This window comes from Salmonella sp. SAL04213, from assembly GCF_046550535.1.
Taxonomy (GTDB): Bacteria; Pseudomonadota; Gammaproteobacteria; order Enterobacterales; family Enterobacteriaceae; genus Salmonella; species Salmonella enterica.
Genome location: NZ_JBGDXS010000002.1, coordinates 167,474 through 183,538, shown reverse-complemented (window position 1 = coordinate 183,538; position 16,065 = coordinate 167,474). Strand labels below are relative to the sequence as shown.

At 48.1% G+C, this 16,065-nt stretch carries 13 protein-coding genes and 1 pseudogene; all 14 read right to left on the bottom strand.

All coding sequences use genetic code 11. The annotated features are described in order from the left end of the window. Positions 1-13: 13 nt before the first annotated feature. The 14 genes and pseudogenes from rfbH to wcaJ all read right to left on the bottom strand — a co-directional run bounded on the left by rfbH (position 14) and on the right by wcaJ (position 16,024). A complete protein-coding gene (gene rfbH / locus ACLJPQ_RS05605) occupies positions 14-1,327 on the bottom strand; it encodes a lipopolysaccharide biosynthesis protein RfbH (RefSeq protein ID WP_000126351.1) in 1,314 nt (437 codons plus the stop codon). A 26-nt stretch (positions 1,328-1,353) separates the two neighbouring features. Beyond that, positions 1,354-2,433, bottom strand: coding sequence for a CDP-glucose 4,6-dehydratase (rfbG, locus tag ACLJPQ_RS05600; protein ID WP_000565902.1), 1,080 nt, complete (start codon positions 2,431-2,433; stop codon positions 1,354-1,356). A gap of 4 nt (positions 2,434-2,437) precedes the next feature. Next, positions 2,438-3,211 (bottom strand): glucose-1-phosphate cytidylyltransferase, encoded by a 774-nt coding sequence (gene rfbF / locus ACLJPQ_RS05595; protein ID WP_000648783.1) that lies wholly within the window; start codon positions 3,209-3,211, stop codon positions 2,438-2,440. Further along, positions 3,208-4,201: pseudogene (locus ACLJPQ_RS05590) on the bottom strand (CDP-6-deoxy-delta-3,4-glucoseen reductase). The gene rfbF and the pseudogene ACLJPQ_RS05590 overlap by 4 nt, the downstream one beginning before the upstream one ends. A gap of 5 nt (positions 4,202-4,206) precedes the next feature. After that, positions 4,207-4,758, bottom strand: coding sequence for a dTDP-4-dehydrorhamnose 3,5-epimerase (gene rfbC, locus ACLJPQ_RS05585; protein ID WP_000973713.1), 552 nt, complete (start codon positions 4,756-4,758; stop codon positions 4,207-4,209). Continuing rightward, positions 4,759-5,637: a glucose-1-phosphate thymidylyltransferase RfbA gene (rfbA, locus tag ACLJPQ_RS05580; RefSeq protein WP_022630115.1), complete on the bottom strand. Its 879-nt coding sequence runs from the start codon at positions 5,635-5,637 to the stop codon at positions 4,759-4,761. 47 nt (positions 5,638-5,684) lie between these two features. Next, complete coding sequence (rfbD, locus tag ACLJPQ_RS05575; protein ID WP_001023659.1) at positions 5,685-6,584, bottom strand: dTDP-4-dehydrorhamnose reductase; 900 nt, start codon at positions 6,582-6,584, stop codon at positions 5,685-5,687. Then, positions 6,584-7,669, bottom strand: a complete 1,086-nt coding sequence (rfbB, locus tag ACLJPQ_RS05570) for a dTDP-glucose 4,6-dehydratase (protein ID WP_023202794.1) — start codon at positions 7,667-7,669, stop codon at positions 6,584-6,586. The genes rfbD and rfbB overlap by 1 nt, the downstream gene beginning before the upstream one ends. Positions 7,670-8,045: 376 nt before the next feature. Further along, positions 8,046-8,939 (bottom strand): GalU regulator GalF, encoded by an 894-nt coding sequence (gene galF / locus ACLJPQ_RS05565; RefSeq protein WP_080184647.1) that lies wholly within the window; start codon positions 8,937-8,939, stop codon positions 8,046-8,048. Between the two features lie 177 nt (positions 8,940-9,116). Then, positions 9,117-10,520, bottom strand: a complete 1,404-nt coding sequence (wcaM, locus tag ACLJPQ_RS05560) for a colanic acid biosynthesis protein WcaM (RefSeq protein WP_080184648.1) — start codon at positions 10,518-10,520, stop codon at positions 9,117-9,119. A 10-nt stretch (positions 10,521-10,530) separates the two neighbouring features. Continuing rightward, the gene (wcaL, locus tag ACLJPQ_RS05555) at positions 10,531-11,751 is read right to left on the bottom strand and encodes a colanic acid biosynthesis glycosyltransferase WcaL (RefSeq protein WP_080184649.1); all 1,221 of its coding nucleotides are present in this window, start codon (positions 11,749-11,751) and stop codon (positions 10,531-10,533) included. Next, positions 11,748-13,028 carry a colanic acid biosynthesis pyruvyl transferase WcaK gene (wcaK, locus tag ACLJPQ_RS05550; RefSeq protein ID WP_000770902.1) on the bottom strand — a complete coding sequence of 427 codons (1,281 nt, stop codon included), beginning with the start codon at positions 13,026-13,028 and terminating at the stop codon, positions 11,748-11,750. Before wcaK ends, wcaL begins: the two co-directional genes overlap by 4 nt. A 21-nt stretch (positions 13,029-13,049) precedes the next feature. Continuing rightward, positions 13,050-14,528: a colanic acid undecaprenyl disphosphate flippase WzxC gene (gene wzxC, locus ACLJPQ_RS05545; protein WP_000058683.1), complete on the bottom strand. Its 1,479-nt coding sequence runs from the start codon at positions 14,526-14,528 to the stop codon at positions 13,050-13,052. Positions 14,529-14,629: 101 nt separating this feature from the next. Next, on the bottom strand, positions 14,630-16,024 hold the full coding sequence (wcaJ, locus tag ACLJPQ_RS05540) for an undecaprenyl-phosphate glucose phosphotransferase (RefSeq protein ID WP_000183166.1): 1,395 nt from the start codon (positions 16,022-16,024) through the stop codon (positions 14,630-14,632). Between the last annotated feature and the right edge of the window lie 41 nt (positions 16,025-16,065).

The following is a 16,065-nucleotide window of genomic DNA, read 5'->3' as shown; positions in this document are numbered from 1 at the left end:
CCTATTCTAAAAATTAGAAATTTAAACCAAAAAATTCTTCAAACTTACTTACGACATAATCTAAATGCTCTGTAGTCAAGCCTGGATAAATACCAATCCAGAACGTTTGATTCATTATACGGTCGGTATTTGTCAACTCACCCACTACACGATATTTCACATTAGCAAAATACGGTTGGCGAATCAGATTTCCAGCAAACAGTAAACGTGTACCGATTTTTGCTTCATCAAGGAATTTCACCAGTTCGACACGGTTAACACCGCTAGTTTCTTTCAGGGTGATAGGGAAGCCAAACCAGGATGGGTCTGATTTCTCTGTTGCTTCTGGTAATTCGAGGAATTCAGTGCAAGATTGCAAACCCTGTTTCAAATAGGAAAAGTTAGCTTTACGCTGCTCTACAAACTCTTCCACGCGTTCTAACTGAGCCAGACCACATGCTGCCTGCATGTCCGTGATTTTGAGATTATATCCGAGGTGGGAATAAGTATATTTGTGATCATAGCCTTGAGGAAGTGACCCCAATTGCTGACCAAAACGTTTACCGCAGGTGTTATCGCATCCTGGCGCACAATAACAATCCCGGCCCCAGTCACGGAACGACTCAATAATTTTCTTCAGTTCACCTGACCTGGTGAATACAGCACCACCTTCACCCATTGTGATATGGTGAGCCGGATAAAAACTAACGGTTCCGATGTCACCAAAGGTACCTACCATCTGGCCTTCATAAGTCGTCCCAAGGGCATCACAGCAGTCTTCAATCAACCATAAGTTATATTTATCGGCAATCCGACGAACTTCACTCAGGTTAAATGCATTACCGAGTGTATGAGCGATCATTATCGCTTTTGATTTCTCAGTAACTGCAGCTTCAATGAGAGAGGCATCGATATTATATGTCGGGATATCAACATCCACGAATACCGGTATTAAACCATTCTGGATCGCCGGGTTTACTGTAGTCGGGAAGCCAGCAGCGACAGTAATAACCTCATCACCAGGTTTGAGAGCACGCTCGCCTAATTTTGGGGAAGTCAGCGCAGTCAGTGCCAGCAAGTTTGCCGAAGAGCCAGATGTAGTCGTTAAAACATGAGGAACCCCAATAAATTCCCCAAGTTTTTTCTCAAAGGCATCATTGAAACGACCAGTAGTTAGCCATCCATCAAGAGACGCCTCAACCATCAATTGTAACTCTTTGGCACCAATAACCTTCCCGGAAGGAGGCACAACGCTTGTACCTGCAACAAAAGGTTTCGGGCTCAATGCCTCATTCGCATACTGAGCGACAAGCTGAGAAATTTGCTCACGCAGGTTATTTGCTGTCATTACTTTGATTCCTTAAACTTATTTTCTTAACGAGTAGTTGCAGACATATAGTCGCTGATTTCACGCTTTGAACAAATCAACATATCTTCGCCGCGAATCCATGCTTTATGCCATTTTACGATGCGACCAAGTGTTTCAGTCAATCCCCAACGCGGATGCCATCCTAATTGCATATTTGCTTTAGAGCAATCCAGTTTCAGATAATGTGCCTCATGAGGATGATTCTCACCATCCAGTAACCAGCTTGCATCATCACCCCAAAGCGTGACCATCTTGTCAACAATAAATTCGACCGTCTTCGCATCTTCATCACGCGGGCCGAAATTCCATCCTTCAGAAAACTTAGCACCTTCTGTATATAAGCGTTGCGCCACCACAATGTAACCAGAAAGAGGCTCCAGTACATGCTGCCATGGACGGATAGAATATGGGTTTCGAATAATAACCTGCTGGTTATTTTCAAATGAGCGCAGAATATCGGGAATTAAACGGTCTTTAGCCCAATCGCCTCCGCCTATGACATTACCAGCCCTCACAGACGCCAAACCAACGCCATGTTGCTCATAATTTGCAGGATTGAAGAATGAGTTCCGGAATGCAGACGCGACTAATTCTGCACAACCTTTACTATTAGAGTATGGATCGTACCCTCCCATGGGTTCGTTCTCACGATAGCCCCACACCCACTCACGATTGTCGTAGCACTTATCACTGGTGATATTTACGACTGCCTTTATGTTACCTACTTGCTTAACTGCTTCAAGCAAATGGACAGTACCCATAACATTTGTTGAGTATGTTTCGATTGGCTGTTCATAAGATAGGCGCACTAAAGGCTGGGCTGCCATATGGAAAACAATTTCTGGCTTAAATTCTGCAATAGAATTGCGCAGCTTTTCAAAATCACGAATATCGCCAATATGAGATTCCATAAGATCATTAAGATGCACTATCTCAAATAAACTTGGAACAGTTGGCGCATCAAGTGCATAGCCTTTTACAATTGCACCCATTTCAGTCAGCCATAGCGAAAGCCAGCTTCCTTTAAAGCCAGTATGGCCGGTAACGAATACACGTTTACCTTGCCAAAAATTTTTATCAATCATCTAGTTACTCCCAGGTTTTCCACGGAGCTTTACCTTTTTCCCACAGCCCTTCGAGGTAAACTTTATCACGTAGGGTATCCATCGGCTGCCAGAAACCTGGGTGTTCAAAAGCCATTAACTCCCCCTGTTGTGCCAATGTCATTAATGGCTCTTGTTCCCATGTTGTTGCATCGTTATCGATGAGATCGATAACCGATGGATTCAACACAAAGAAACCACCATTGATCATTGCCCCATCGCCTTTCGGTTTTTCCTGGAATGACCGGACCTGACCAGCTTGGATATCTAATGCGCCAAAGCGTCCTGGTGGAAAAGTAGCTGTTAAAGTCGCTTTCTTACCGTGAGCCTTATGGAAATCGATAGTCGCTTTGATATCAAGGTCGGCAACGCCATCACCATAAGTAAACAGGAAAGCCTCGTCATCTTTTACGTATTCAGCAACACGTTTCAGACGACCACCAGTCATTGAAGAATCACCCGTATCAACCAATGTGACATTCCATGGTTCAACACGTTTATGGTGAACTTCCATACGGTTTTCAGCCATATGGAATGTTACATCTGACATGTGAAGGAAGTAGTTCGCAAAATATTCTTTAATCACATATCCTTTATAACCACAGCAGATAATAAAATCCTTGATACCATGCACAGAATACATTTTCATAATGTGCCAAAGAATAGGCTTGCCACCAATTTCTACCATCGGTTTTGGTTTTACAATTGTTTCTTCACTTAGTCTGGTACCAAGTCCACCAGCCAGGATGACCGCTTTCATAAATTACCCTCAATATTATTTAGATGCAGTAAATGCATCAGAATAGAAATGTTCTACAGAGAGATTTTTCATCATAAAGTCCTTTTTACTGGCATCGATCATCACAGGTGAACCACATGCATATATATCGAAGAACTCTAGAGAATCAAAATCATCCATCACGGCATGATGGACAAATCCCTTTCTCCCCCCCCATTCGGCGTCATCACCAGAAACAACAGGGATATAGTGAACGTTGTCGTACTGTTCACTCCACTGCTGCGGTAATGCAGAGTAAAAATCTTTACTATCTTGCATTCCCCAGTAAATGTAGATCTCACGACGACATTTCCCCTGAATGAGATGCTCAACCATTGATTTAACTGGAGCGAATCCAGTACCGCCTGCAAGGAAGATTATAGGTCTGTCACTTTCACGAATAAAAAATGTTCCGCAAGGCCCTTCAATGCGCATAAGAGTATTTTCTTGTAACTCCCCAAAAATGAGCGAGCTCATCTGACCATTGGGAACATTCCTTACATGCAACTCAATACCATTCGACTCATCACTATTAGCGATAGAATAACTGCGAGTTACACCTTTATAATGTAAATTGATATACTGCCCTGGAAGGAAGCCAATTTTTGCTGTTGGTGGTGTGCGTAACTTCAAAGTCATAACATCGCCTGAAACCAGTACAGCACTATTTACCTTGCATGGGACAATTTTTTTTGTCTGTCCAGCTAGTTCAGGAAAAAAATGCGCATTTAGCTCAAGGGCGGTTTTAGGTTTACAGCAGCAGGTTAGTATTTTATCACCCTGTCCAAAAATATTACCTTTGGAGTCAACAACTTCTCCCGCCAACAAATCGGACTCACAGATACCACAATCACCCGCTTTGCAGCTATGTTCAAGATGGATGCCAGCCGATAGCGCAGCATCGAGGATTGATTCATCCTCTCTTCCGGAAAATTCAATATTTGATGGAAAAATCTTAATAATATGAGACACGATGCTTACTCTGTTAACAAGGCTTGATGCAGTAAAGGTGCTGCAGCATCTTTTGCTGAAAGCTCAGGCAGCTGAGAAAAAGGCCATTCAATACCTATTGTCTCATCATTCCATAGAATGCTACCTTCCGATGAAGGTGAATAATAATTAGTTGCTTTGTACAAAAACTCTGCATAATCACTGAGAGTAACAAAACCATGAGCAAAACCTTCTGGAATCCAAAGCTGTCGCTTATTCTCAGCAGATAGATTTACGCCAACCCACTGACCAAAAGTAGGCGACTCTTTTCGGATATCGACCGCAACATCAAAAACCTCACCGATAGCACAACGAACTAACTTACCCTGTGCATTTGCTCCTCTCTGAAAATGCAGCCCTCTGAGTACGTTCTTTTTGGATTTTGAATGATTATCTTGAACAAATGTAATTTTACGTCCAATCAACTTTTCAAAGGTCTGCTGGTTATAACTTTCAAAAAAGAATCCCCTCTCATCACCAAAAACTTTAGGCTCTAAGATCAAGACATCTGGTATTGCTGTTTTAATCACAATCATCACTTATAAACCTTTCACCATCGTCAGCAAATATTTGCCATAATCATTTTTTAATAATGGCCCAGCCAGTTCTATAACCTGTTGTGCATTTATAAAATTTTTACGAAATGCGATCTCTTCCGGGCAGGACACTTTTAGCCCCTGGCGTTCTTCGATGGTTGCAATAAAATTACTGGCCTCTATCAAACTCTGATGCGTCCCTGTATCCAGCCAGGCATAACCGCGCCCCATCATAGCGACAGACAATCTTCCCTGATCCATATAGATACGGTTAATATCCGTGATTTCTAACTCACCGCGAGCGGAAGGCTTAAGATTTTTCGCCATCTCCACCACGCTATTATCATAAAAATACAGCCCCGTTACCGCGTAATTACTCTTCGGTTGTAACGGTTTTTCCTCCAGACTAACGGCTGTGCCACTTTGGTCAAACTCAACCACACCGTAGCGCTCCGGATCGTTTACATGATATGCAAAGACGGTAGCACCACTTTCTTTATTAACGGCAGCTTCCATTAACTTTGGTAAATCATGACCATAGAAGATATTGTCACCCAGTACTAATGCACAATCATCATGACCAATGAACTCTTCACCAATAATAAACGCCTGTGCTAAGCCATCCGGGCTTGGCTGTACTTTATATTGAAGATTCAGCCCCCACTGGCTGCCGTCTCCCAGTAGTTGTTGAAAACGCGGCGTGTCCTGTGGCGTACTGATGATCAGGATATCCCGAATGCCTGCCAGCATAAGCGTGGAAAGGGGATAGTAAATCATCGGTTTATCATAAATTGGTAGCAATTGCTTACTTACCGCCATGGTCACCGGATAAAGACGAGTGCCGGAGCCCCCCGCTAAAATAATGCCCTTACGCGTTTTCATTTCCATTTCTCATTCATAGAAAATGCCCTGATGGGCATTTAAATTTATCAGATGGTTGTCGTCGTAAACATTTCAGTCAGCATACGCTTAACTCCTAATTCCCATTGCGGCAGAATAAGGCCAAAATTACGCTGAAACTTTTCAGTATTGAGACGCGAATTTCCAGGTCTGCTCGCCGGCGTCGGGTAGGCGCTGGTCGGCACAGCATTAAGCTCAGTAAGCGCAAGTGTTATCCCTGCCTTACGCGCCTCGTCAAAGACTAAGGCCGCGTAGTCATGCCAGGTTGTGGTTCCCCCGGCAACCAGATGGTAAAGACCTGCGACTTCTGGTTTCTTTAACGCCACACGGATCGCATGAGCCGTGCAGTCAGCCAGTAATTCCGCACCGGTTGGCGCACCGTACTGATCGTTGATGACTGAAAGTGTCTGACGCTCTTTCGCCAGACGAAGCATTGTCTTTGCGAAATTATTGCCCTTACCTGCATAAACCCAACTGGTGCGGAAGATAAGGTGCTTAGGGCAGTTATCCTGCAGGGCCTTTTCTCCCGCCAGTTTGGTTTTGCCATAGACATTCAGCGGCGACGTAGCGTCCGTTTCCTGCCATGGGATATCGCCGGTACCAGGAAATACATAATCGGTTGAATAATGCACTACCCATGCGCCAGTTTCGTTGGCCGCTTTAGCAATGGCTTCCACACTGGTGGCGTTAAGTAACTGCGCCAGTTCTGGTTCAGACTCTGCTTTATCTACTGCAGTATGTGCTGCTGCGTTAACAATCACATCGGGACGAAGCTTACGAACGGTTTCGGCAACGCCTTTCGGATTGCTAAAATCACCGCAAAACTCTTTTGAATGGACATCCAGGGCAATCAGATTCCCCACTGGCGCCAGAGAACGTTGCAACTCCCAGCCTACTTGCCCTGTCTTACCAAAAAGTAAGATATTCATTACTGGCGTCCTTCATAGTTCTGTTCTATCCAACTCTGATACGCCCCACTTTTAACATTGTTTACCCATTGAGTATTTGCAAGGTACCATTCCACTGTTTTACGAATACCGCTTTCAAAGGTCTCCAGCGGTTTCCAGCCTAATTCGCGGCTAATTTTACCTGCATCAATGGCATAACGACGATCATGGCCCGGACGATCGGCGACATAAGTGATTTGTTCACGATAAGAAGTCGCTTTGGGTACAATCTCATCCAGCAGATCACAGATGGTAAATACCACATCGAGATTTTTCTTCTCATTGTGGCCACCAATGTTATAAGTCTCCCCTGCCTTGCCTTCAGTCACTACCATATGAAGCGCGCGAGCGTGATCTTCTACATATAGCCAATCGCGAATCTGATCCCCTTTGCCATAAATTGGCAAAGGCTTTCCTTCCAGTGCGTTCAAAATGACCAACGGAATCAGTTTTTCAGGGAAGTGATAAGGGCCATAGTTATTAGAACAATTGGTAACGATCGTTGGTAGACCATAGGTACGCCGCCAGGCACGGACTAAATGATCGCTGGATGCTTTTGACGCAGAATAGGGGCTACTTGGCGCATATGCCGTCGTTTCAGTAAATAACGGCAGCATAACGCTGTTTTCAACTTCATCAGGATGCGGTAAATCGCCGTAAACTTCATCAGTGGAAATATGATGAAAACGAAAATTATTTTTTTTATCTTCGCCAAGCGCCGACCAGTATTTACGCGCAACTTCAAGAAGTACATAGGTGCCGACGATATTGGTTTCAATAAATGCTGCCGGCCCGGTAATCGAACGGTCCACATGACTTTCCGCAGCCAAATGCATCACCGCGTCCGGCTGGTACTGCTCAAAAATACGCGTTATTTCAGCGGAATCACAAATATCCGCGTGTTCAAAATTGTAGCGATTACTTTCAGAAATATCAGAAAGGGATTCAAGATTACCGGCGTAGGTTAATTTATCAATATTAACTACAGTGTCCTGTGTATTCTTAATAATATGGCGAACAACAGCTGATCCAATAAAACCTGCCCCGCCAGTAATAAGTATCTTCACTTTTCTATTCCATAAGGCGTATTTAATGTGGTATTTAATTTGCCAATAAAAATTAATTGCTCAAGTCGTTACACACGCTACCGCCCCTGGCTCATCAGCTACCAGTGCACTGCGTACATATCGACTTGTTACAAACCTCGCCCAGCAGGGCAAAGCTCACTAAAACTTAAACGCTAATTGTCTTATTAATTGCATCCGGAAACAAGGATTAATCTTATAAAATCAGCATTAAAATGCTCCAGATAACCCCTTGTTACTTAAGCCTTTTATACAAAACTAAAACGGCAGTCAACACTCGTTTCAGCCAACTTGCCGCTTCGAATGTTCACTGCCGTTATTATGTTTATCACCAACCATTTATCACGGTTGTTAATACTTATTCATGCAGAAGCTGCTCTATGCTCTTACGGAACTTGGCTCCTTCTTTCAGGTTGCGCAGCCCGTACTTCACAAATGCCTGCATGTAGCCCATTTTTTTACCGCAGTCATAGCTGTCACCCGTTATTAGCATCGCGTCAACCGACTGTTTTTTCGCCAGTTCAGCAATGGCATCGGTGAGCTGGATGCGGCCCCAGGCGCCCGGTTCGGTTCTTTCCAGTTCCGCCCAGATGTCGGCTGAAAGCACATAACGGCCTACCGCCATCAAATCGGAATCCAGCGTCTGCGGCTGATCCGGTTTTTCGATAAACTCCACAATCCGGCTGACTTTGCCTTCATTATCCAGAGGTTCTTTCGTCTGGATAACGGAATACTCCGATAAATCACCTTTCATGCGCTTCGCCAGCACCTGGCTGCGACCCGTTTCATTGAAACGCGCCACCATCGCCGCAAGGTTATAGCGCAGCGGATCGGCGGTAGCATCATCAATAATAATATCCGGGAGTACCACAATGAAAGGGTTATCGCCCACGACCGGACGCGCGCACAGAATAGAATGCCCCAGCCCTAACGGCTGCGCCTGGCGAACGTTCATAATCGTCACGCCCGGTGGGCAGATAGATTGCACTTCCGCCAAAAGCTGACGCTTAACGCGCTGTTCAAGAAGTGATTCAAGTTCATAAGAGGTGTCGAAGTGGTTCTCAACGGCGTTTTTGGACGCGTGAGTCACCAGTACGATTTCTTTGATCCCTGCAGCCACAATCTCATCGACAATGTACTGAATCATCGGTTTGTCGACGATCGGTAGCATCTCTTTTGGGATTGCCTTGGTGGCAGGCAACATATGCATACCCAAACCCGCTACCGGTATAACTGCTTTCAAATTCATCATTGTTTCTTCCACCTGTAAAATGGTTGCTGAATTATAGCTCTTTAGCTTGTTTTCGCCAGCATGAATTACTCTGCTGCCAGGGATAATGATGGCACGCTCTACATTACGTCTTAGTCGGCCCCATAACATTAAGTATGAACAACTTTTTCCCAGGAATTTTCGTAAAAATAGCGATACTTACCCTCCCCGCTTCGGCAGAGGAAAATTCACTGCTTCGACATTCACGGTTTGGTGATTAATCCTGTCGATATCCACGGAACTCTGCCCGTTTTCATTGATGGCATGAACATTAGCGAGGGAAAGCAGCGTGTCCTGGCGGGCCATAAATTGACCACGGACATCTTTACGCAAATCGAAGTGCATTTTTAACGCCGGGCCAATCGCTGAAGTTTGCATCACGTTGATATTACGCAAAAAGAGGTGCTGCGGTTGATTATGCAGTTCCAGCGTAGCACGCGTCATCCGTACGTTGGTGATGGCGACAAAAGATGGGGTGTTGCCGGAGGAAATTTGAATGCCGCGTAATTTATAAGCAACCTGGCGATTATCCAACCGAATAGCGTTTAATTTAAAGTTTTGCGGAATTGACAGGTATTTTCCTTTAACGACGCCATAGCCGATGAGCATCCCGGCACTATTCGTCATATCAATATTATCAATGACGAAATTATCACAGCCATAAATTGCGATCGTTGCGTTATCAATACCCGCATTTTTACTGAAATCGGGCGTGATGTTTTTGGCTTTCACATTGCGAATGACGAAATGTTTGCCATTTTCTACGTGCACCAGCTGCCGGCAATCAGATCCGGTAATATTGGCCACCACAAAGTTTTTTACTGCCTGGTCTTCAGGATAACTGTTGTCATAGGTACTACCCGCCAGCCCGATGCCGATCCCCCAGTTGATTTTGCCATTGGTACAATCAATGCGTTCGATGACATGATCGGAAATCAGGATATCGCGGTCGTGAATCGCGACATTCCACTCAATGGCGTCCCCCTGTAAATCTCTAAAACGGCTATGCGTAATCCGCGCTCCATCCATTTGGTTATGAAATCCCTGGCGGAGAATGGCGTAGTTGGCGTGGGTAACGGTGATGTCATCGATAATGAGATTACGCATCACCTGCGGTTCCTTACCACCGATGAAAATTTGCGCGACGGGGCCAAAGCCGCTCATCGCCACGCCTTTAATCACACAGTCCGACCCGCGAACATCCAGCGTCACATTGTGCAGACTGCCGCCCTGCTCCCCCACCACCTGACACCCGTCCTGCAAAATAAACCGTCCCCGGCCATTCCCACGCACCGCGCCCTGTACCCGCAGCGTTTTTCCCGCCGGAATCGTTATCGCCGCATTGATATTTTCACACACCCATCCTGGCGGTACGACCACGGTCTGTCCGTCGGCGAAGGCCTGTTTGAACGAGGCGATACCGTCATCCGCCGGATAATCCTTAATATCGACGGTCTCGCGAGGTTCACGCGCCTGTACCGGCAAGGCGCGCAGGAAAGGAAGAACAGCAAGCGCAGAACCTGCCGTCAGGAGGGTACGTCGGGAGAATTTAGTCGCGGGCATACCACCTCGTTTATATCGTTTGTAGCAGGCTGGCTAACTGGCGATTAATCGCCTGCTGGTTAAAATCTTGCGCCACTTTTTCACGGGCGCGCGTGATCACCGACTCCAGCGTGTCGTGGTCAATCCGGCTGAACTCAGCGAGTCGGGCCGCCAGCGCCTGCGCATCGTTTTCCGGCACCAGCCAGCCGGATTTGCCGGCCTCCACCAGTTCCGGAATACCGCTATGCACGGTAGATACCACGGGAATCCCTACCGCCATCGCCTCCATCAGCGCTACCGGAATACCTTCCATATCGCCATCCGTACCGGTAATCGACGGCAGCAAAAAAACATCGGCGTCATCCAGCATCGCCTTCACTTCATGGCTCGGTTTAAACCCCGGCATCTCAATGACATCCTCTAGCTGATACTGCTCGATGAGCGTGCGCAGCCGACGTTCCCACGGGCCAATCCCCAGAATGCGGTAGCGAAACGCCACGCCCTGTGCTTTCAGTTGCCGACAGGCTTCAATCGCCACATGCAGGCCTTTTTTCTCGGTCAGGCGCGCGACGGAAATCATCTCCAGCGGCATCCCTGGCGCTTTCACCGAACGATGGGAAAAACGCGTCATGTCGACGCCCATGCGCGAAACAGCAATCTTTTCCGGCGGACAGCCCATACTTTTCAGGCGACCGGCCCACAGTTCGCTGATGGGCAGCATCAGATCGCCACGACGAAACAACTGCTGATACTCCGGCGTGTAATGACTGAGCACTTCGCGGCTGGAAATATCAATCCCGTGGAAAATAGTCGCTATTTTGCCGCAAAGCACGCCCAGTTCGCGTAGTTTGGCCGCCGTCACGCCCGCCGGACCAAAGTGTGCGATAAACACATCCGCCACAAAAGGGTGGCTCACCTGCGCGCAAATCGCGGAAAGGATCAAATTGCGTGATTCATCGCCATAGCGGGTAAAATTGAGCGCTTTCCAGGTCGCCGCCCGATGCAGCCCCGGCAGCGTTTTACATGCCCGGTAGCGCAGTTTCGCCAGCCGTCCCTGGGGCTCATCCTGTAACCAGCGGGTTTTCGCCGCCAGGCCATACTTCTCCCAGGCGGCATGAGTATGTTGGGTATCGCCTTTTTGTAACGCGACAATCTCCACCTCATGGCCCATATCAATAAACGCAGTAATCTGATTCAGCACAAAGGTTTCCGATGAGAGTGGAAATTTCAGCAGAAAAAAGCTGACTTTCATTGTTCCTCCCGAATTCTGTCGAGAACGGATTTGATCATCGTGAACCCTTTCGCCCGCTCCTCGGTAACGGCGTTAGCCACTTTTGCCTTTAGCGCAGGCAATTGATTGAGCGTATCGGCCACCACGCTTTGTAATGAACCGTTCAGCAAGTGACGGATATCGATGGCCAATTCCGCCAGGCCTAGCTGCTGCATAATCCCGGCGGATTTATGTTCATAATTAATGGCGATGGCGGGCGTGCCAAAATTCATGGAGATAATGGCGGAATGCAGGCGCGTCCCGATGGTCAGTACGCAGGAGGCGAGGATCTTTCCGATTTCCACGTCATTGAGTTCGTCCATCGCGATATGAAAATGCTCTGAGTCGTTTACATACTTCGCCATCCGTAACGCAACCATCCGGTCATCGCGGTTATAGCGATCGATACTGGTGCAGGTCGACAGCGCCAGTACCTGATAACCGTCTGCAATCAGGCGATTCACGACCTGGGCAAATGCCTGCTCATAGGCCTGCTGAGTGGTGCCCAGGCGTTTATCAAACGGCTCCAGATCGCGCAACGTAATCGCGACGGTTTTGCGGCGCGCGGTGACGTCCAGCCAGTGCTGGACAGCATAACTGGCGACAAACTCGTCGTGACGGCGTTCGACTAACCAGGCAGTATCCACCCCCTGCTCCACTTTCCGGGTATCGATCTGCGCGGCGGTCATCAGATCGCGGCTGACGGTTTCACGCAGGATCAGCGCACTGGTGCGCCCAAAAACATAATTGGCGAGCTGGTTAAAGTCAGGATTCTGGAAAGGGCCGACGCTATGTCCCACCATATAAATTGGTTTGTTCGCCATAAACGCGCACAGCGGATATTCAAAGTGAGTCAAACCGTATAAGTCGACATAGTTTGAACCGCCCACCTGAATGACGGCGTCATACTGCGCAATAAATTGCGCGAATTCGGCAAATTCCGGCGCGATAGCAAAATTACGCAGCGATCCTTCCTGGGCGACTTTAGACAATAAAATTTTATGCTGAAAACGACGGCGTAATACTTTTTTCACCCGACCGTTAAGCCCTGCCGCCGCCTGCTGTTTCTGGCTTAACTGATACAGCGGGTCGGCAATAATCGGGCGCCCCTGCAACCAGGCGGAACTCACCGGGAAACGGCTCATCACATCCATCTCCGCCTCTGGCGCCTGTTGACGGATGGCATCAAGCAAACCGCGCATAATGGCGCTATCACCACGGTTGCCGCATGTGTGGTTGCCTAAAATTAATAATTTCATAAATAGCCTCTTATATCCCCGTCATCCGACACGTAATAACTTTTTCATTTTTGCACTGCCAAAAAGCTGATTTTTAATTTCCGTCACCAGCGCATTGCGTGAAAAAATAATCATTAAAATAAAACTCAAAATACCGACCATAACCTGTAGCGCGAATACCCCCGACAACGGTAAATAACCGTCGACCAGCTTTCCTGCGCCGTAGCTGGTAATAAATGTTGGCAATGAGAGATAAAACGGTAGCCACAGGCTGAGAATATACTGACGATAGCTGGAGCCGAGTACCGGCTTAATCATCACGAAATAGCTCAGAATGGTGTTGATGATTTGTACCACCAGGAACCCCAGCGTCACGCCAATCGCCCCCGCCAGATGGCCGCCAATGAGAATTGCCGGGATAAACAGAAACGTTTTAAAGACGTTGAACTTAAAGCTGATATCCACGCGCGCTTTCGCCATCAGCAGCGAACCAATCGGGTTGCCGACCGAGCGCAGCAGCCCCACCACGCACAGCAATTGCAGGATCGGGATAATGCTGTTCCACTTCTCGCCAAACACTAACGGCACAAAATTGTTCGCCACTACCATCAGGCCCAACAGCGCGGGAAAATTGATAATTCCCACCACGGAAAGCAACTTATAGAAGTTGACGCGCAGCTTCTCGGTATCGTCCTGGATTTTGGCGAATGCCGGAAATAGCACGCGAGTAATGATGGGGTTAAGCTTCGCCGGCGGCACAACCGCCACGTTGTACGCGAGGTTATATCCCCCGGCGACGCTTGCGCCGAGAATTCGCGCCAGTACCAGCGTCGATAAATTCGTGTTGATGTAATTGACGATACTGTCCGCCGTCAGCCACGCGCCAAAACGCAGGTTCGTGGACACCGATGCCAGCGAAAAATGCAGCCCCGGACGGTAAATCTTGCGGCCAAAGTAACCAAACAGCAGCGTTCGCACCGCACTGTTCACCAGATAGCCGAGAATCGCGGTTAACGCCAGCGGCCAGTAATGGGCGCTAATCACCGTAAAGGTGAACCCCGCCAGCACGGAGGTCGTTTCGATCATGCCGATCTTATTGAACTCCAGCTCTTTTTGCATTAGCGCGCGGAACTGCTGCCCATGAGGGATCACGATAAACGCCAGCGACAACGTTTTGATTAACGGCGCGAGATCCGGGTTATGCAAAACATGCGCAATCGCATCGCTCAGCCAAAAGACCACCGCAAATACCACAATCCCAAGCCCAACGTTTAGCCAGTAAAGCGTGGTCAGCTCCAGATGCCCAATCGTTTTACGCTGGATAATCGAGTTCGCGATGCCAAAGTCCGAGATCGTGTCGGCCAGCGCGATAATCACCAGCGAGACGGTCAACAGGCCAAACTGGTGGTTGTCGATGATCCGCGCCAGCACCGTCATCTGAATTAACCCCAGACCGATAATCACTATCGTGGCGATAGCCGACCATTTAGCGCCGCTGATCGTTTTTTGTCGTAAACTCATTCTTTTCTCCAGAACCTGTTCACAAGGCGTCATTGGCGCAGCCAGATTGAGCACTGCCCTGGTGCAATATGGCAAGTAAAATAGCCTTGTGGGTCAGGTTCTTAATACGCCGCTTTATTAACAAACCCTTTAAAAATCGTCAGAAAAACGATTTTGATATCGAACCAAATACTCCATTCGCGGATGTATTCCAGGTCGAATTCCACGCGTTTTTCCATTTTCTCCAGCGTATCGGTCTCACCGCGCCAGCCATTAATTTGCGCCCAGCCGGTGATGCCCGGCTTCATCTTGTGGCGTAGCATGTAACCTTCAATCAACTGACGATACTGTTCGTTATGCGCCACCGCGTGCGGGCGAGGACCGACGATAGACATCCCGCCGGTTAATACGTTGATAAACTGCGGTAATTCATCCAGCGAGGTACGACGCAAAAAGTTACCTACCCGGGTGACGCGCGGATCGTTTTGCGTCGCCTGGGTAACGACCTTATCGTTCTCCATCACCTTCATTGAGCGGAACTTCCAGACCTTGATCGGCTTGCCGTCCATCCCGTAGCGCGTCTGACGGAAAATCACCGGCCCGGGCGAGCTCAATTTGACCGCCAGCGCAATGCAGCACAGTACCGGTGAGATGAGCAGCAGAATCAGCGACGCCAGCACGATATCTTCTGCCCGTTTAAGCAGACGGTTAATCCCTGATAGCGGCGTGTCATACAGCGGAACGACCGGAACGCCGCTCATCTCCTCCACGCGCGAGTGGAGAATATTAAAGGTGAACACATCGGGAATAAGGATCACCGAGCAGGTGGTGTCGGCCAGCTCGCGCACCAGTTTTTTCACCATGGCGCCGTCGCTCATTGACATGGCGATATAAACATTGTGAATTCGCGAGGCTTTCGCATCGTCAATTAACTGCTCGAAGTTCCCGGCCCAGTCAGCAGAGACGCCGCCCGGTTTAGGATCGTGATAGACGCCCACCACCTCAAAACCCAGCCACGGCTCATTACGGAAGCTATCCAGCAACGTCTGGCCCGCAGGCAAATCTCCGGCGACGGCGACCCGGCGAGTGTTATAACCACGATTGCGTAGCCAACCCGCGCCGAAACGAATAAATGAACGGCATAACACTAAGCCCAGGCTGGACAGCGCATACCAGGCCAGCCAGGTGGCGAGGCGGTTGTCAAAGTCATCATTAAACGCCACCAGACCGGCGCTGAAGATCAGGCTCAGCGTCCAGTTTTGCAGTAACAGCGTTAACTCTGTCGACATTTTGACGCCGCGCCAGGAGCGATAAAAATCGGTCATCCCGCCCAGCATTTGAAAAACAACCAGCGTAATCAGCGCCACCAACAGGTGCATGTACAGGAATGGCAGTCCACTGACTTCACAGATGAACCACAGCCCGCCAAACATGATGGTGATATCTGAAAAGCGTTGCACCATAGAGATTAACGATGCATTGGTTTTGGCTCGTTCGCGCTTTTTTAGATTTGTCATCGTTGTTCCTGTGATTGGCCCCTTACCCGCAGGCGGTAAGG